16 protein-coding genes and 1 tRNA gene are annotated in these 18,177 nt (G+C 66.8%); all 17 read left to right on the top strand.

The window, feature by feature from the left end:
* Positions 1-150 precede the first annotated feature (150 nt).
* Complete coding sequence (locus tag QRM95_RS14840) at positions 151-1,746, top strand: ABC transporter ATP-binding protein (RefSeq protein ID WP_285248308.1); 1,596 nt, start codon at positions 151-153, stop codon at positions 1,744-1,746.
* Positions 1,739-3,133 (top strand): ABC transporter permease, encoded by a 1,395-nt coding sequence (locus tag QRM95_RS14835; RefSeq protein ID WP_285248307.1) that lies wholly within the window; start codon positions 1,739-1,741, stop codon positions 3,131-3,133. The genes QRM95_RS14840 and QRM95_RS14835 overlap by 8 nt, the downstream gene beginning before the upstream one ends.
* Complete coding sequence (locus QRM95_RS14830; protein WP_285248306.1) at positions 3,130-4,638, top strand: ABC transporter permease; 1,509 nt, start codon at positions 3,130-3,132, stop codon at positions 4,636-4,638. The genes QRM95_RS14835 and QRM95_RS14830 overlap by 4 nt, the downstream gene beginning before the upstream one ends.
* A 4-nt stretch (positions 4,639-4,642) precedes the next feature.
* Positions 4,643-5,074 (top strand): cytidine deaminase, encoded by a 432-nt coding sequence (locus tag QRM95_RS14825; protein WP_285248305.1) that lies wholly within the window; start codon positions 4,643-4,645, stop codon positions 5,072-5,074.
* A complete protein-coding gene (locus tag QRM95_RS14820) occupies positions 5,071-6,393 on the top strand; it encodes a thymidine phosphorylase (RefSeq protein WP_285248304.1) in 1,323 nt (440 codons plus the stop codon). Before QRM95_RS14825 ends, QRM95_RS14820 begins: the two co-directional genes overlap by 4 nt.
* A gap of 6 nt (positions 6,394-6,399) precedes the next feature.
* Positions 6,400-7,029, top strand: a complete 630-nt coding sequence (locus tag QRM95_RS14815) for a DedA family protein (RefSeq protein ID WP_285248303.1) — start codon at positions 6,400-6,402, stop codon at positions 7,027-7,029.
* A 134-nt stretch (positions 7,030-7,163) separates the two neighbouring features.
* Entirely contained in the window at positions 7,164-7,895 is a 732-nt protein-coding gene (locus QRM95_RS14810) for a DedA family protein (protein WP_285248302.1), read from the top strand.
* 39 nt (positions 7,896-7,934) lie between these two features.
* Positions 7,935-9,071: an adenosine deaminase gene (locus QRM95_RS14805; protein ID WP_285248301.1), complete on the top strand. Its 1,137-nt coding sequence runs from the start codon at positions 7,935-7,937 to the stop codon at positions 9,069-9,071.
* A gap of 79 nt (positions 9,072-9,150) precedes the next feature.
* Positions 9,151-9,723, top strand: a complete 573-nt coding sequence (locus tag QRM95_RS14800) for a MazG nucleotide pyrophosphohydrolase domain-containing protein (RefSeq protein WP_285248339.1) — start codon at positions 9,151-9,153, stop codon at positions 9,721-9,723.
* Between the two features lie 118 nt (positions 9,724-9,841).
* A complete protein-coding gene (gene eno / locus QRM95_RS14795) occupies positions 9,842-11,122 on the top strand; it encodes a phosphopyruvate hydratase (RefSeq protein WP_018761911.1) in 1,281 nt (426 codons plus the stop codon).
* Between the two features lie 137 nt (positions 11,123-11,259).
* The gene (locus QRM95_RS14790) at positions 11,260-11,940 is read left to right on the top strand and encodes an FtsB family cell division protein (protein ID WP_018761910.1); all 681 of its coding nucleotides are present in this window, start codon (positions 11,260-11,262) and stop codon (positions 11,938-11,940) included.
* A gap of 27 nt (positions 11,941-11,967) precedes the next feature.
* Positions 11,968-12,639 (top strand): DUF501 domain-containing protein, encoded by a 672-nt coding sequence (locus QRM95_RS14785; protein ID WP_018761909.1) that lies wholly within the window; start codon positions 11,968-11,970, stop codon positions 12,637-12,639.
* On the top strand, positions 12,636-13,583 hold the full coding sequence (locus QRM95_RS14780; RefSeq protein ID WP_285248300.1) for a Ppx/GppA phosphatase family protein: 948 nt from the start codon (positions 12,636-12,638) through the stop codon (positions 13,581-13,583). The genes QRM95_RS14785 and QRM95_RS14780 overlap by 4 nt, the downstream gene beginning before the upstream one ends.
* A gap of 4 nt (positions 13,584-13,587) precedes the next feature.
* Positions 13,588-14,994, top strand: a complete 1,407-nt coding sequence (locus QRM95_RS14775) for a S8 family serine peptidase (protein ID WP_285248299.1) — start codon at positions 13,588-13,590, stop codon at positions 14,992-14,994.
* Between the two features lie 34 nt (positions 14,995-15,028).
* Positions 15,029-16,495: an NAD(P)/FAD-dependent oxidoreductase gene (locus QRM95_RS14770; RefSeq protein ID WP_285248298.1), complete on the top strand. Its 1,467-nt coding sequence runs from the start codon at positions 15,029-15,031 to the stop codon at positions 16,493-16,495.
* Positions 16,496-16,602: 107 nt separating this feature from the next.
* Positions 16,603-16,676: transfer RNA gene (locus tag QRM95_RS14765), tRNA-Leu, on the top strand.
* A gap of 246 nt (positions 16,677-16,922) precedes the next feature.
* Positions 16,923-18,155, top strand: coding sequence for a branched-chain amino acid ABC transporter substrate-binding protein (locus QRM95_RS14760; protein ID WP_285248297.1), 1,233 nt, complete (start codon positions 16,923-16,925; stop codon positions 18,153-18,155).
* Positions 18,156-18,177: the final 22 nt, after the last annotated feature.

The raw sequence follows: 18,177 nt of genomic DNA, 5'->3' as shown, positions 1-18,177 counted from the left end.
GCACTGCCGCCAGCGCCATGCAGGCGGTCCTTTTTCCCGCCTGCCCGCCCTGCCCAGGAACCACCCGTGACACTAGGCTGGGACTACCCGCTGCCTTGCCGCCGACAGCGCGCCGGAGCAGATCCATACACACACAGATTGGTTGGGGTTTTGAAACTCGAACTGAAGGGGATCACGAAGCGATTCGGGTCCTTGGTAGCCAATGACCACATCGATTTGGTCGTCGAACCGGGGCAGGTGCACTGCCTCCTGGGAGAGAACGGCGCAGGGAAATCCACCCTGATGAACGTGCTCTACGGCCTGTACGATCCGACTGAAGGCGAAATCCTGGTCGATGGCAAGCCCGTCGTCTTCAAAGACCCCGGCGAGGCCATGGCGGCCGGCATCGGTATGGTCCACCAGCACTTCATGCTCATCCCGGTCTTCAGCGTGGCCGAGAACGTGGCGCTGGGCAATGAGACCACCAAGGCCGCCGGCCTGCTCAACCTGGAAGCCACGCGCGAGAAGATCCGCCGCATCTCGGATCAATACGGGTTCGATGTCGACCCCGACGCCATGGTGGAGGACCTCCCCGTCGGCGTCCAGCAGCGGGTCGAGATCATCAAGGCACTGGTTCGCGACGCCGAGGTGCTCATCCTGGACGAACCCACCGCCGTGTTGACGCCGCAGGAAACCGACGAACTCCTGGACATCATCCGGCAGCTGAAGCGCGACGGTAAGTCGATCGTCTTCATCTCCCACAAACTGCGTGAAGTCAAAGCCATCTCGGACACCATCACGGTCATCCGCCGCGGCAAGGTGGTGGGGCAGGCTGACCCCACAGCTTCCCCCACCGAACTGGCGTCCGCCATGGTGGGCCGCACCGTGAGCTTGACGCTTGACAAGGCACCGGCGAAGACCGGTGACGTGACCTTCAAAGTCCGCAACCTGACCGTCACGGACCACAACGGCCAGCACGTGGTCGATGACCTGTCATTCGACATCGCCAAGGGCGAAGTCCTCGCCATCGCGGGGGTGCAGGGCAACGGCCAGACGGAGCTCACCGAGGCGATCCTCGGCGTGCAGCCGCACGTAGCCGGGTCCATCACGCTCGACGGCGAGGAATTGTTGGGCAAGAGCGTCAAGCATGTGCTCGGTGCGGGCGTGGGCTTCGTCCCGGAGGACCGCACCCTTGACGGCCTGGTGGGCACGTTCACCATCTCCGAGAACATGATCCTGGACCTCTACGACAAGGCACCCTTCGCCCGCGGCGTGGGGATGAAACCGGGCGTCATCGCGGAGAACGCCACCAGGAAGGTCGAGGAATTCGATGTCCGCACCCCTTCCGTGTCCGCCGCGGTGGGCACCCTCTCCGGCGGCAACCAGCAGAAGGTCGTCCTGGCCCGTGAGCTCTCCCGCCCGCTGCGCCTGTTTATCGCTTCGCAGCCCACGCGCGGGCTTGACGTCGGCTCGATCGAATTCGTCCACAAGCGCGTCATCGCCGAACGTGACCACGGAACACCCGTCATGATTGTGTCCACGGAACTTGACGAAGTACTGCAGTTGGCAGACCGGATCGCGGTGCTCTACCGCGGCCGGCTGGTGGGAATTGTGCCTGCCACCACGTCCCGCGACGTCCTGGGCCTGATGATGGCCGGTGTCCCGGCCGCGGAAGCCGAAGCCAATGCCGCCGCCCATGCTTCCGGCGCAACGGTCGCACCGACGGTATCCGAGCCTGCCGGCCACGAAGGAGAAACCCATGTCTGAGAAGACAACCCCGGACCCGCAGGCCACGGGCCATAACAGCGCCCCCGAGCCTGCCCCTGCCCCGGTGCCAGGCGGCACCACCTCCGAGGCCGTCGCCTCCGACGTCGCGCTGGACACCGCCGGGGGCCAGATGCCGCCGTCCGCCGTTCCGGCGGCCACCCAGCTGCGCGGCCGGGACCACCGGGACGGGGACGGATCCGTCCTGCACCAGATCTTCACCGGCAACGCCATGGTCTCCTTCCTCTCCGTGCTGCTCGCCATCGTGCTCGGCGGCATCCTGATGGCGGTGACCAACCCCAAGGTCGCCGTCACGGCCGGTTACTTCTTCGCCCAGCCCGGAGACCTCCTGGCCGAGGTCATCCGTCCCTATACCGCACTGGTGCAGGGATCCATCTTCAACTGGGCCGGCGCCGACCTGGCCGCCCAGCTGTACCCGATCACCGAGACCCTCACGGTCGCAACCCCCTTGATCTGCGCCGGGCTCGGCGTCGCGCTGGCGTTCCGCGCCGGCCTGTTCAACATCGGCGCCCAGGGGCAGATCATCTTCGGCGCGCTCTTCGGCGCCTACGTCGGCTTCGCCTGGCACCTGCCCATCGGCCTGCACCTGCTGGTCGTCATCCTCGCCGGCCTGGTTGGCGGCGCGGTCTGGGGCGGCGTCGTGGGCCTGCTGAAGGCGCGGACTGGGGCCCATGAGGTGATCGTGACCATCATGCTCAACTACATCGCCAACTTCCTGCTGCTCTTCCTGCTCACCACCCCCGCTTTCCAGCGCAAGGGTTCCACCAACCCGATCTCCCCGTTCCTTGACTCCACCGCGTTGTTCCCGGAGCTGCTCGGACCGCAGTTCCGCCTGCACGCCGGTTTCCTGGTCGCGATAGCGGCCACCGCCTTCGTCTGGTGGCTGCTGAACCGCTCCACGATCGGTTTTGAGTTCCGCGCCGTTGGGGCGAACCCCAGTGCTGCCCGTACCGCCGGCATCAACGTTGCCCGCAGCACCATCCTGGTGATGGCGATCGCGGGTGCGCTGGCCGGCCTGGCCGGTGTGGCGCAGGTGTCCGGCACGGAAAAGTACCTCTCCGGCGGTGTCGCCGCCTCCATCGGTTTTGACGCCATTACCGTCGCACTGCTGGGACGCTCCACGCCGTGGGGAACCTTCTTTGCGGGCCTGCTGTTCGGCGCCTTCCGTGCCGGCGGCGTGGCAATGCAGGCACAGACCCAAACCCCCATCGACATTGTGCTCGTCATCCAGTCCCTGATCGTGCTGTTTATCGCAGCACCGCCGCTGGTCCGTGCGATATTCGGACTCAACCCCCGTAAGAAGAAGACCACCACAAGTGGGACCGCCGGTTCGCATACCGGCGGCGTCAAGAGCGGAGCGGCAGCATGAGCGCCACCACACAATCTCCCGCGAGCAAACAACCTGGAACCGGGAAAACCACCGGAGCCAACCGTGCCGGAGGCCGGGCAGGGACAACGGAACTGGTGAGCTGGAAGGCCGGCGTCGGCCTGGGCCTGCTCGCCATCCTGGGCACCGTGCTGTTTGGATTCCTCGCCAACACAAAATCTGCCGGATTCCGGATCGCTGAAGCCCGCGACCCAAACGCTTCCTCCACCGCGGCGTGGATCACCCTTGTCGTGGCGTTGGCTGCCGCCGCTTACGTCGGCTACCGCTGGATCAGCCAGCGCCGCGAGGGTGGGGGAGTGGACCGCTGGATTCCCGCCACCACCATCGCTGCCGTCGTGGTCCTGGGACTGGCCGCCCTCGGCGTCGCCCAGGTGGAAAAGATCACCGTGCCGTCGATGGTCTTCGGCTGGATTTGCGCCCTCTTGTTGCTCGGCCTGGCCGGGTACGCCATCCTGCTGACCCTGCAGCGGCGGCGCACCCCCGGATGGCTGGGCGGTCTCTTCGCCGTCGTCTTCCTGGTCGGGTTCATGATCTGGATCGTCGCCGGGGGCCGTGACCCCGAACCCTCCATCTCCCTGGGCGGCCTGATGGCAGGTGCCGTGACGCTGGCCGTACCCTTGGTGTTCGGCTCGCTGTCCGGCGTGCTGTGCGAACGGGCCGGCGTGGTCAACATCGCCATCGAAGGCCAGCTCCTGCTCGGTGCGTTCTCCGCCGCCGTCGTAGCCACCGTGACCGGCAATGTCTACGTGGGACTGATCTCGGCGGCGGTGGCCGGTGCACTTGTGTCCCTGGTCCTGGCCGTGGTGAGTATCAAGTACCTCGTCAACCAGATCATCGTCGGCGTGGTCCTCAACGTGCTGATCAGCGGGCTCACCAGCTTCCTGTTCTCCACCCTGCTCACGGCGGATCCGGAACACCTCAACAAGCCCGGCCGGCTCCAGGCAGTGGATATCCCGTTCCTCGCCGACATCCCGATCATCGGACCCATCCTGTTCCGGCAGTCCCTGGTGGGCTACCTGATGTACGTGGCCGTAATCGTGGTGTACGTCGGGCTCTTCCACACCAAGTGGGGCCTGCGCGTCCGCGCCGTCGGTGAACACCCCCAAGCAGCGGACACCGTGGGTATCAACGTCAACCGCACCCGGTTCATCAACGTCCTGATGGGCGGGGCGATCGCCGGTATCGGCGGCTCCTTCTTCACCCTCGTCTCCGTCGACGCGTTCAGCAAGGACATGTCCGGCGGCCGCGGCTACATCGCCCTTGCCGCCATGATCTTCGGCCGCTGGAATCCCATCGGAGCCTTCCTGGCCGCGCTGCTCTTCGGGTTCGCCGACAACCTGCAGAGCATCATCACCATCATTGGCTCGCCCGTGCCCAGCCAGTTCATGGCGATGCTGCCGTACGCCCTGACCGTCATCGCCGTGGCAGGCCTGGTGGGGCGGTCCCGGCCGCCCGCAGCCGACGGCATCCCGTACGTCAAGGGGTGAGCAGGTGACGGAAACCGAAGCCCCCGGCACCCAAGGGAATCCCGGCGTCGATTGGGCCGCGCTTGAGGCTGCCGCCGTAGCCGCCATGGCGAATGCCTACGCGCCGTATTCGAACTTCGCGGTGGGGGCGGCCGCGCTCACCACGGACGGCCGGATCGTCAGCGGCTGCAACGTGGAAAACGCCAGCTACGGCCTTACCCTCTGCGCCGAATGCGCCCTCGTAGGCAACCTGCATATGACCGGCGGCGGCCAATTGCGCGCGTTCTACTGCGTCGACGCCGGCGGCACGGTCCTGATGCCGTGCGGCCGCTGCCGGCAGCTGCTGTACGAATTCCGCGCCCCGGACATGGAAATCATGACCACCCAAGGCATCAGGACGATGGACCAGGTGCTGCCCGACGCATTTGGCCCCCAACATCTGGAGGAGACCCGGTGACCCAAACCACCAGCAACGCCGAGGCATTCGACGCCGTGGACATCATCCGCATCAAGCGGGACAAAGGCACGCTGAGCCCCGAACAGATCGACTGGACCATCGACGCCTACACGCGTGGAGCCATTGCCGACGAACAGATGGCGGCCTTGAACATGGCCATCCTGCTCAACGGCATGGACCGGGCGGAAATTGCCCGCTGGACCGCCGCCATGATCGCGTCCGGGGAGCGAATGGACTTCTCCAGCCTTCGACGCCCCGATGGCGGCCTGAAGTACACGACGGACAAGCACTCCACCGGCGGGGTGGGGGACAAGATCACCCTGCCGCTGGCCCCGCTCGTGGCAGTGTTCGGCGTCGCCGTCCCGCAGCTCTCCGGCCGCGGACTGGGCCACACAGGCGGCACCCTGGACAAGCTCGAGTCCATTCCCGGGTGGCGCGCAAACCTGACCAACCGCGAGATCCTGGCCCAACTTCAGGACGTCGGGGCAGTGATCTGTGCCGCCGGTGCAGGCCTGGCCCCCGCAGACAAGAAGCTTTACGCGCTCCGTGACGTGACCGGCACCGTGGAAGCCGTCCCGCTCATCGCCTCATCCATCATGAGCAAGAAGATCGCCGAGGGCACGGGCTCGCTGGTCCTGGACGTCAAGGTGGGCAGCGGAGCGTTCATGAAGGACGAGTCCCGGGCCCGGGAACTGGCCGAGACCATGGTGGCCCTGGGCAAGGACGCCGGCGTCAACACGGTGGCGCTGCTGACCAACATGAACACGCCGCTGGGCCTCACCGCCGGCAACGCGATCGAAGTCGAGGAGTCCGTGGAGGTCCTCGCCGGCGGTGGCCCGGAAGACGTGGTGGAGTTGACCGTCCGGCTCGCCGAGGAGATGCTCGCCGCCGCAGGAGTGCACGACGCCGACCCCGCCGCCGCGCTCAAGGACGGCCGCGCCATGGACGTGTGGAACCGGATGATCTCCGCCCAGGGAGGCGATCCGCACGCAGCCCTGCCGGTGGCCGCTGAATCCGACGTCGTCTACGCCCCCGCGGACGGGGTGCTGGTGGAGCTCGACGCCCTGGCCGTCGGTGTGGCCGCGTGGCGGCTGGGGGCAGGCCGTGCCCGCAAGGAGGATGCCGTCCAAGCCGGCGCCGGGGTACGGATGCATGCCAAACCGGGCGCCACCGTCCGGGCCGGAGAACCCCTGATGACCCTGCTCACGGACACCCCGGACCGGTTTGCCCGCGCCCGGGAAGCACTCGAACACGCGGTGGTCATCGCTCCGGATGGTTCGCGGCCTGCCCAGCAGCTGATCATCGACCGCATAGCATAGGGACCCATGCAGGCCATCAACGACTTCATCCTCGCCGCAGCCGGACAGCCCTGGGTGCTGGTCCTGGTGCTGGCTTGCTGCGTCATTGACGGCTTCTTCCCGCCCGTGCCCAGCGAATCCGTGGTGGTGGGCCTCGCCGCCGTCGCCGCCACCGCGGATGTACCCAACCCCCTGCTCCTGGCCGGAGTGGCTGCCGCCGGAGCCTTCGCGGGCGACAACATTGCCTACCTCCTGGGCCGGCGGGTGGGCACCACCCGCTGGGCCTGGATGCGCGGACCGCGGATGCAGGCCGCCTTCCGCTGGGCGGGCCGGGAACTGCGTAAGCGGCCGGCGTCGCTGATCCTGGTGGCCCGGTTCGTTCCGATCGGCCGCGTGGCGGTCAACCTGACCGCCGGCGTCACCCACTATCCGCACCTGCGGTTCGTTGGCCTTACCGTCCTCTCCGCGAGCCTGTGGGCCGGATACTCCGTGACGATCGGGCTGTTCTTCGGCCAATGGTTCGAGGACAACCATGTCCTGGGTGCCGCGATCGCCATTGTTTGTGCCGTAGCCCTGGGCATTCTGGTGGACCTGGTGATCAACAAATTCCGGGGTAAACCCAATGTGGTGGAACGGATCCGGGAACCCGGGGCCTGAGCCCCGCGTTTAACCGGATAATTCCGCGCGCCGGGGCGTAGCGGACTGCGTCCCCGCCATGGGACACTTAGGAACGATTTCCGCTTTGGCTGCGGCGCTTCGGCCGTGCCATTTTTTTACAGGAGCAACACCGCGTGGAGTTTATTAATGAGGCCGTGCTCCATGCAGCGGGCCAGTGGTGGATCTACCCCGTGCTGCTGGTGTTCTTCTTCGTGGACGGCTTCGCCATGGTGGTCCCGAGCGAAACCCTCATTGTGGCTTTGGCGGCTTTCTCCCGGCACAGCGGCGAACCCAATCTCTGGATCCTTGGCCTGACGGCCCTGATCGGCGCGATCTGCGGCGACAACATGGCCTATATGCTCGGCCGAAAGATCGGACTGGACCGGTGGGCGTGGATGCGCCGGCCCAAGGTCCGGAAAGTCTTCGCCTGGGCCCGCTACGAGCTCGAGAAGCGCGGAGCGGTACTCATCTTCACCGCCCGGTACATCCCCTGGGGACGGGTGGCCGTCAACTACGTGGCCGGCAGCACCGGATTCTCACACCGCAGGTTCTTCGTCTTCGACGCCTTTGCCTGCGTCACGTGGGTGGGCTACTCGCTGGGCATTGGCGTGCTGGCCAGCTCCTTCCCGTGGCTGCACCACAACCCGCTCCTGAGCGCCGGCATCGCCGTCATCTTCGCGATAGTCCTGGGCGTCGTGATCGACCACGCCCTGCGCTGGTGGCACAAACGGCTGGGACGCCATGATGCGCCCGAGGCTGACGCCGACGTGGACGGGTGGGCCGAAAACGCCCCGGGCCAGGAAGGACGGCCCGGCACCCGGCCCCTCACGGTGCCATCGGCGGATGCGGGTCCCGCAGCCAAGTAGCGGCTGGCTTTGAACCCCGCCCCACCCTAAGGTGGGAACGTGACTGAGCCCATTCTTGACGCTGCCCCTGCCATTGATTTCGACCTGAAGAGCCTGCCCAAGGTTTCCCTTCACGACCACTTGGACGGGGGACTCCGTCCGGCCACGATCATCGAATTGGCCGAAGCCGTAGGGCACACCCTCCCCTCGACGGACCCGGTTGCCCTGGGCGAGTGGTTCCGCGAATCCGCCGACTCCGGCTCCTTGGTCCGCTACCTGGAAACCTTCGACCACACCGTGGCCGTGATGCAGACCTACGACGGCCTGTTCCGCGTGGCCAAGGAGTTCGTCGAAGACCTGGCGGATGACGGCGTTGTCTACGGCGAGGTCCGGTGGGCACCCGAGCAGCACCTGCAGAAGGGGCTCAGCCTGGATGAAGCCGTGGAAGCGGTCCAGGACGGCCTGGAAGCCGGCGTCGAGGCCGTGTCCGAGTCCGGCCGGGAGATCCAGGTGGGCCAGCTGATCACCGCCATGCGCCACGCAGACCGCGGCCAGGAAATTGCCGAACTCGCCGTGCGCCACCGCAACCAGGGCGCTGTGGGCTTTGACATCGCAGGCGCGGAGGACGGCTTCCTGCCCAGCCGTTTCAAGGACGCCTTCACGTACCTGGCCCAGCACAACTTCCCCGCCACGGTGCACGCCGGCGAGGCCGCGGGGCTGGAGAGCATCCAGTCCGCACTGGTGGACGGCCGGGCCCTCCGCCTGGGACACGGCGTCCGGATCGCCGAGGACATCATGGTGGAATTCGACGAGAACGACGAGGCCGGCGACACCGTCGGCCTGGTCACCCTCGGCGACCTCTCCAGCTGGGTCCGTGACCGCGGCATCGCCCTGGAAATCTGCCCGTCCTCCAACCTCCAGACCGGAGCCATCGCCGAATTCGGCGAGGGTATCGAGAGCCACCCGCTGGACATGCTGTACCAGCTGGGCTTCAACGTGACCATCAACACCGACAACCGCCTGATGAGCGGCGTCACGCTGACGGACGAGTTCAACCTGCTGGTGGAGACGTTCGACTACGACCTTGACGACCTGCTGGAACTGACCCTGAACGCCGCCGAGGCATCCTTCCTGCCCTTGGAGGAAAAGGAAGCGCTGGTGGAATACATCAACGACGCCTACGCCAATCTTGGCTGACCAGGTTCCTCCTCCCGGCAGCTCCGCCACCGCGGAGCTGCTGGAAAAGATGGCCCAGCTGCGCGAGCACTGCCCCTGGATGGCTGCCCTGACGCACGCCTCGCTGGTGGAATACCTCCTCGAGGAGGCCTACGAGGTGGCTGAGACCATCGAGGAGGGCCACCCCGACGCCGAACTCCAGGGCGAGCTCGGTGACGTCCTGCTCCAGGTGGTGCTGCACGCCCGTCTGGCAGAGGAACGCGGGGCGTTCACGTTCGACGACGTGGCGCGCGGCCTGGCTGCCAAGATGGTCCGCCGGAACCCGCACGTCTTCCGGCCCGACGGATCCCTGCAGGACACCTTCCCTGCCACGGTGGCGGAAATTGAGCAGACGTGGGACGCGGTCAAACGGGCAGAGCGCCCGGAGCGGCGCCATGCCTTCGAAGGAGTCCCCGCTGCCCTCCCGGCACTGGCCAAGGCGCAAAAATCGCTCGACCGTGCAGCCCGGGCAGGACTCGGGCTGCCCGCAGGGGTTCCCGTCCCCGAAAGCGAGGAGGAACTGGGAACCCTGCTGCTCGCCGTCGTGCGGTCCGCCCGGGACCGCGGCATGGACGCCGAGCGTGCCCTCCGTACCGCCGTACGCCGCTACCACGGCGACCAAGCAGCATCATGACGTCCGGGCCTTGACCGGTTTGAGTAACCCGGAGCACTCTCGACTACGCTAGTCCCTGACGAGTACGTCGAGTTTTCTGCCTGATTCCCCCCGTTAATCGCCCATAAGGAGCAAATTCATGGCGCTTATCGATGCCATCCACGCCCGCGAGATCCTTGATTCCCGCGGCAACCCCACTGTTGAAGTTGAGGTCCTGCTGTCCGACGGCCAGATCGGCCGCGCCGCAGTTCCCTCCGGTGCTTCCACCGGTGAGCACGAAGCCGTTGAACTGCGCGACGGCGACAAGGGCCGCTACCTCGGCAAGGGCGTGCAGAAGGCCGTCGACGCCGTGATCGACCAGATCGCCCCCGCCCTGACCGGCTTCGACGCTACCGACCAGCGCAGCATCGACCAGGCCATGCTGGACCTGGACGGCACCCCCAACAAGGGCAAGCTCGGCGCGAACGCCATCCTGGGCGTCTCCCTGGCCGTCGCCAACGCTGCCGCAGCATCCGCCGACCTGCCCCTCTACAAGTACCTGGGCGGCCCGAACGCCCACGTCCTGCCTGTGCCGCTGATGAACATCCTCAACGGTGGGTCCCACGCCGACTCCGATGTCGACATCCAGGAATTCATGATCGCCCCCATCGGCGCCGAAACCTTCTCCGAGGGCCTGCGCTGGGGCGTAGAGGTGTACCACAACCTCAAGTCCGTCCTGAAGGAACAGGGCCTGTCCACCGGCCTGGGTGACGAGGGCGGCTTCGCCCCGAACCTCCCGTCCAACCGCGCGGCACTGGACCTGATCCAGGAAGCCATCAAGAACGCCGGCTACACCCCGGGCAAGGACATCGCCCTGGCCCTGGACGTCGCCTCCTCCGAGTTCTTCAAGGATGGTGCCTACCAGTTCGAAGGCAAGGCCCTGTCCGCCAGCGAGATGAGCGCCTACTACGCCGAACTCGTTGCAGACTACCCGCTGGTGTCCATCGAGGACCCGCTGGACGAGAACGACTGGGAAGGCTGGAAGACCCTCACCGACGCCATCGGCGACAAGGTCCAGCTGGTGGGCGATGACCTCTTCGTCACCAACCCGTCCATCCTGCAGCGCGGCATCGACACCAAGACGGCCAACTCCCTGCTGGTCAAGGTCAACCAGATCGGTTCCCTGACCGAGACCCTGGATGCCGTCAGCCTGGCCCAGCGCGCAGGCTACACCACCATCACCTCGCACCGTTCCGGTGAAACCGAGGACACGACGATCGCCGACATCGCGGTGGCCACCAACGCAGGCCAGATCAAGACCGGTGCACCTGCCCGCTCCGAGCGCGTTGCCAAGTACAACCAGCTGCTGCGCATCGAAGAGGAACTCGACGACGCCGCACGCTACGCCGGCCGCAGCGCGTTCCCGCGTTTCAAGGGCTAGTAACCGGCTAAACGCACCGGCGGTGGCTATGGTTGGAAGACCATAGCCACCGCTGTTGTTTTCCGCAGCTTTGGTCTCAGCAGTGTTTGTCCAGCACAGATAGTGGCGGCCCAGGGAGGCTGCGTTTCAGGAGTGTCATGGCTACCCGCCGCCCCAAAGTTCCCAAGGTCGCCCCCGCACGTCCGGCAAAGGATACGGCCGACGACGGTACCTCCGGCGGGGCCGAGGTCATCCGGGCGGATTTCCGCCCGGCGAAGGACGCCGGCACAGCAGGCGCGTCACCGGGGCACGGCTACGGGAGCCGCGGAACTGCAGCCCGGCCCGCCGGAAAACCGGGGGACGCAACCACGACGAAGACGTCCGCCGGACGCAAGGGCAGCAGCTCCGTTGACGGCAAGGACGGCCGGGGCGGCGATGACGATCAGCACCCTGTCCCCGCCAAGGCGTTCTCCGGCCGCATGCTGGCCCTGGCCGTGGTGATGGTGGCCATCACCATCATGCTGGCGCCCACGGTGAAGATCTTCTTCGACAAAAAGGCCGAAATCGACGCGCTGAACGCCGATATCGCCGCACGCCAGGCCCAGGGTGATGCCCTCCGGCAGCAGGTTTCGCGGTGGCAGGACCCCAACTACGTCAAGCAGCAGGCCCGCGACCGCATTAACATGGTTATGCCGGGCGAAACCGGCTACTGGGTTTTTGGCAGCGATGAACCGGCTGGAGAAAGCAGTAGCCCCGCCGGCGCAACAGCACAAGACCCCGCCGATCTGCCGTGGGTGGATTCCCTGTGGGAGTCCATCAGGCGTGCGGCCACAGACTGAACCGCACAGGAAGGACGGCCCGCGACAATGGAACACAGCACGGAAGCCGCCCGGGACGAATCCCGCCAACCGACAGCACACGACCTTGACGTACTGAGCAGGCAGCTGGGGCGTCCTGTCCGCGATGTCGTGGAAATTCCGGCGCGGTGCGTCTGTGGCAACCCGCTGGTCGCCGCGACCGCACCCCGGCTCAGCAACGGGACCCCGTTCCCCACCACGTTCTACCTGACCCACCCGGTGATCACCTCCGCAGTGTCCCGGCTGGAAGCCTCAGGCGTCATGAATGAGATGAATGACCAGCTCGCCGGGGACCCCGCGCTCGCGGCGGCCTACCGTTCGGCCCATGACGAATACCTGGCCGCCCGGAATGCGATCGGCGAGCGTTCCGGCATCGGCCCGGTGCCGGAAATCGACGGCGTCTCGGCCGGGGGTATGCCCGTACGCGTCAAGTGCCTGCACGTCCTGGTGGGCCACTCCCTGGCGTCCGGTCCCGGCGTCAACCCGCTCGGCGACCAGGCCCTTGGAATGATCAGCGAGTGGTGGACGGCGGACAAGTGCTACTGCGACGGCGCCTGGGACACCACCGGGGAAGCCCCGTCCAGGGACCTCAGCCGCCACGGCCCCCAGGGCCTGCCGGGCATCGTCGGCCGCCCTGCGCCCGTCCGCAAGCCTTCCCGCGACGCCGGGGTGGCGGAATGACGCGCGTGGCCGCCATCGACTGCGGCACCAACTCCATCCGGCTCCTGATCGCGGATATCGACCGCAGCAGCGGCAGCGCGGCCCTGACCGACGTCGTCCGGGAAATGCGCGTGGTCCGGTTGGGCCAGGGGGTGGACGCCACGGGCGAGCTGGCTCCGGAAGCGCTGGAACGCACCTTTGCCGCCGCCGCCGACTATGCCCGCCTCATCCGTGAGCACGGGGCGGAACGCACCCGGTTCGTCGCGACCTCGGCAAGCCGCGACGCGCGCAACCGTGACGTCTTCGTGGACGGCATCCGGGAGCTGCTGGGAGTCGAACCTGAGGTCATCTCCGGTGACGAGGAAGCGGCCCTGTCCTTCGCCGGCGCCAGCAGTGTGCTGCCCATCCTCGACGGCCGCGAAGTCCTGGTGGTGGACCTCGGCGGCGGAAGTACCGAATTTGTCCTCGGCACCGCCTTCGGGGTTACGGCCGCCAAGTCCGTGGACATCGGCTGCGTTCGCCTCACTGAGCGGCACCTGCGTGACGATCCGCCCACCGCCGAACAGGTGGCGGCCGCCGAAGCCGACGTCGACGCCGCCTTGGCCCGTGCCGGACGCGACGTTCCGCTGGAACGCGCCGCCGCCGTCGTCGGTGTGGCCGGGTCCGTCACCACCATCACCGCGCACGCCCTCCGCCTGCCCGAATATTCGCCGCAGGCCATCCACGGCGCTGAGCTGCCCCTTGGGGAAGTGCGCGCCGCTGCCACCGACCTGCTCACCATGACGCGGACCCAGCGCGCCGGACTGCCGTACATGCACCCGGGCCGGGTGGATGTGATTGGCGCCGGGGGACTGGTATGGCGCCGCATCCTGGAACGGATGGGCACGCTGACCGGCGGCAGGATCACGTCCGCCACCGCGAGCGAGCACGACATCCTTGACGGCATCGCCCTGAGCATCGGCTAGTCCCATGCAGTCCACCCCAGCTCCGACCCCGCTTCCGCGCCGGGCCGCCGCCCTTGTCGCTGTCCTGCTCGCAGCATGTTTCCTGTGCGCCGGCCTCTTTACCGCCCCCGCGGCCAAGGCCGACGATTGGCGCGACAAAGAATATTGGCTGGCAGATTCCGGCATCACCAAGGCCTGGGAGGTCTCCAAGGGCGCCGGAGTCAAGGTAGCCGTCATCGACAGCGGCATTGACGCCCAGCATCCGGACCTCAAGGGTGCGGTCACCGGCGGATATGACGCGTCCGGCTCGGGCCAGCCGGACGGCCAGAAAAGCGTTGGTTCCAAGCCCGAACATGGCACCTTGGTGGCCACCATGCTGGCAGGCCGCGGGCACCAGCCGGCCAATGCCTCACCCACCCCCAGCCCCGGGCCTGCGGGCACGCCGCCGGACGGGATCATGGGCGTGGCACCGGAAGCGCAGCTCCTTTCCGTCTCCACCTGGCTGGGTTCACCGAACCCGTCCGGCAAGAGCGACCAGGACCAGATTCCCGAGGCCGTCCGCTGGGCCGTGGACAACGGTGCCAAGGTCATCAACATTTCGCTCGGCAGCACGACACCCCAGTGGCCCCAAAGCTGGGACGCGGCGTTCCTGTATGCCGAACAAAAGGATGTGGTCATCGTGGCCGCGGCCGGCAACCGGGTGGGTGGCAACACCCAGGTGGGCGCTCCTGCAACCATTCCCGGTGTCCTCACCGTCGCCGGCCTGGACCGCAAGAACACCGCCAGCGTGGATGCTTCGTCGCAGGGGATCAGCATCGGTGTGGCCGCGCCGGCGGAGAACCTGGTGGGCGGGCTCCCCGGCGGGAGCTACGCGGAGTGGGCCGGAACGTCGGGGTCCACGCCGATCGTTGCCGGGGTGGCCGCCCTGATCCGGTCCAAATGGCCGGACATGAGTGCGGAGCAGGTCATTAACAGGATCGTCTCGACGGCTAGGGATGCCGGTGCGCCCGGCAAGGACCCGCTGTACGGCTACGGCATCCTCAACGCGGAGGCCGCGCTCAAGGCCGACGTCCCGGAAGTGTCGGTGAACCCGCTGGGCACCATTGCCGAATGGATCCGTGTCCACCGGCGCGGCAACGCAGCACCGGCAACCCCGCTTCCCTCCGCCACCCCGGCGCCCAGCGCGGCGCCGACCCTGCCGGAGGCAACCGTCCCGGCCGCCAAGGCCCCCTCGCAGCGCGACAGTGCCATCGGCGCCGCCGTCGTGATTGGTTTCGCCGCCCTGTTCGTGGCCATCGTCGCGGCAGCCGCCTTCCAGCTCAGGCGGGCATCCCGCAACCCGGCCCTGGCCGGGGAGGACCCGGAAACAGGAGTGGTGGAACGGGTGAATCTGCCCCGTGAATCCCACGTTACGGACCAGCGACCAAGTTAGTGAAGATTTTCACAAACTGCGCTATCCTTAAACTATGGCAACCACCCCACAGCTCCAGGACCGTCCCAGGGTACTCGTCGTCGGCGGCGGGTACGTCGGCCTGTACGTAGCACTGAAACTGCAGAAGAAGATCGCGAATGCCGGTGGCATCGTCACCGTCGTTGATCCCCTGCCCTACATGACTTACCAGCCCTTCCTTCCCGAAGTAGCCGGCGGCAACATCGAAGCCCGCCACGCGGTGGTGTCCCACCGCCAGCACCTCAAGCAGACGGAACTGATCCAGGGCCGCGTCACCTCGATCGACCACGTCAACCGGACGGCTGTGGTGGCTCCCTCCGACGGCGGCGAGAACTTTGAGGTTCCCTACTTCGATGTCGTCCTCGCAGCCGGCGCCATCACCCGCACGTTCCCCATCAAGGGCCTGGCGGATAAGGGCATCGGCCTGAAGACCATCGAGGAAGCCGTTGCCCTGCGCAACAAGCTGCTGGAGCGCATCGAAGTTGCCTCCACCATGACGGACCCCGCTGCACGCGCCAAGGCCCTCACCTTCGTGGTGGTCGGCGGCGGCTTCGCCGGCATCGAATGCATCACCGAAATGGAAGACCTCGCCCGCGCCGCCGTGCGCAACAACCCGCGCGTCAAGCAGGAGGAAATCCGCTTCGTCCTCGTTGAAGCCATGGGCCGCATCATGCCCGAGGTCACCGCCAAGCAGGCCGACTGGGTAGTGGAGCACCTCCGCAGCCGCGGCATCGAGGTCCTGCTGAACACGTCGCTGGACAGCGCCGAGGGCAGCCTGAAGCTCATCAACCTGCCGGACAAGACCCCCGCGCAGGAATTCGAGGCCGACACCCTGGTGTGGACTGCAGGCGTGCAGGCCAACCCCATGGTCCGTTCCACCGACTTCCCGCTCGAGCCGCGCGGCCGCGTCCGCGTCCTGCCGGACCTGCGCATCGCGGGCGACGAAGGCATCGTGGAGAACGCCTGGGCAGCCGGTGATATCGCGGCTGTTCCGGACCTCACCGGCAAGGGCCTTCCGGACGGCACCTGCGTCCCGAACGCCCAGCACGCCCTCCGCCAGGCCAAGCGCCTCGCGAAAAACCTCTGGGCCTCGCGCTGGGAGAAGCCGCTGGGGGACTACAAGCACAAGAACCTCGGTGCTGTGGCCGGCTTCGGCGAATGGAAGGGTGTTGCCAACATCAACCTCCTGGGCCGGATCGGCCTCAAGGGCGGCCTCGCGTGGCTGGCACACCGCGGCTACCACGGCATGGCCATGCCCACCGTTGAGCGCAAGTTCCGCGTCATCCTGAACTGGATCATCAGCTTCTTTGCCGGCCGCGACACCACGCAGCTGCTGGACCTGGACAACCCGCGCGGCGCCTTCGTCGCGGCGGCCACCCCGGCTCCCAAGCCTGCGGCTGCACCCGCAGCCGTTCCTGCGTCCGGCTCCGGTTCATCCGCCACGCCCGCTCCGAAGGAAGCGGTGGCGGCCAACGCCAAGTAGCGCGTCCACGCCGCATCAGCACGCCGACGGCGGCCGTCCCCTTTCCGGGGACGGCCGCCGTCCGCGTTTCCCGGCAATGCGTCGCCGGCAGGTACCATTGACCCGGCGCCCCAGTAGCCCAATTGGCAGAGGCAGCGGACTTAAAATCCGCGTGTTGTGGGTTCGAGTCCCACCTGGGGTACAACTGCCACGCGCGGGGAACCGACGCCCCCACGATCGAAAGCCGCCTGCATTGCAGGCGGCTTTCGCCATTTAATTCCACATAGGCAACGACTGTTATAAGGCTGTGACCTCAGTCACTTAGATTCGCTGCCCTCCATGCACTAGCTTGAACCTAAATCAGGAATACCTGGTCCCATTTTCGGGCGCCGCAGCGCCCCATTGATCCGCACGCGCATCGCATGGCCCTGTTTCGGAAGGCAGACAAATGTACCGAAAGAAAGTCCTCACCTCGTTGGCAGCAGCAGCCACATTCAGCATGCTGCTGTCGGCCTGCGCCAACCAGGCGGGCCCCGGCACCACCGAAAGCTCCGGCTCCTCCAGCAAAGTGAACATCCCCGCCATTTCGAAGGTGGATGTTCCTTCCGGCGCGGTCAAGCCGGCCGGCGACGGCAAGGCAACCTGCCCGGCCACCACCACGCTGGCCTATGCCGGCGCGCAGACCGGCCCGAACGCCCAGCTGGGCGTCAACATTTTCAACGGCATCCAGCTCGCCATCGACCAGCACAACAAAGCCAACCCCGGCTGCCAGGTCCAGTTCAAGAAGTTCGATACCGAAGGTGACCCCAACAAGGCCACCGGCCCGGTGACCCAGTTGGTGAGCGAGTCCGACATCCTTGGTGTCATCGGCCTGCCGTTCTCCGGTGAGTCCAAGGCAACCGGCAACATTTTCGAGCAGAAGGGCCTGGTCCACATCACCCCGTCGGCCACCAACCCCACGCTGACCGAAAACGGCTGGACCACCTTCTTCCGAGGCCTCGGCAACGACGCCGTCCAGGGCCCGGCGGCCGCGAAGTTCCTCACCGGCAAGCTCGGGGCCAAGAAGGTCTACCTGGTCCAGGACGACTCCGACTACGGCATCGGCCTGGGAACCTCCACCTCCGCAGGCCTGGGCAGCGCCCTGGCCGGCACGGAGAAGGTCACCACGGGGCAGAAGGACTTCTCCGCAGTCATCTCCAAGATCATGAACGCCAAGGCCGACGCCGTCTTCTACGCCGGCTACTACGCCGAAGGCGCACCGTTCGACCAGCAGCTGGTCGGAAAGGGATTCACCGGAACGTTCGTGGCACCCGACGGTGTCAAGGATGACCAGTTCATCAAGCAGGCAGGCGACGCCTCGAACAACGCCTACTTCACCTGCCCCTGCCTCCCGGGTGAACTGATCCCGGACTTCGCGTCCGCGTACAAGGACGTCTCAAAGGGTGCCGAGCCCGGCACATACTCCATTGAAGGCTACGATGCCGCAACGGTGCTCCTGTCCGGCATCGACGCGGGCAAGCAGAGCCGCGCAGACCTGCTGTCGTGGGTGAAGTCCTACGACAAGGACGGCTTCAGCAAGCACTACAAGTGGGATGCCAAGGGCGAGCTCCAGGCTCCGACCGTCTACGGCTACAAGGTGGAAAACGGGAAGATCGTTCCGATCGGCCCCATCGGGGAGTAGCAACCCGGCGGGAATCGGCTGT

This window comes from Pseudarthrobacter sp. efr-133-R2A-89, assembly GCF_030209315.1.
GTDB lineage: Bacteria > Actinomycetota > Actinomycetes > Actinomycetales > Micrococcaceae > Arthrobacter.
This window is presented reverse-complemented; position numbering and strand designations above follow the sequence as displayed.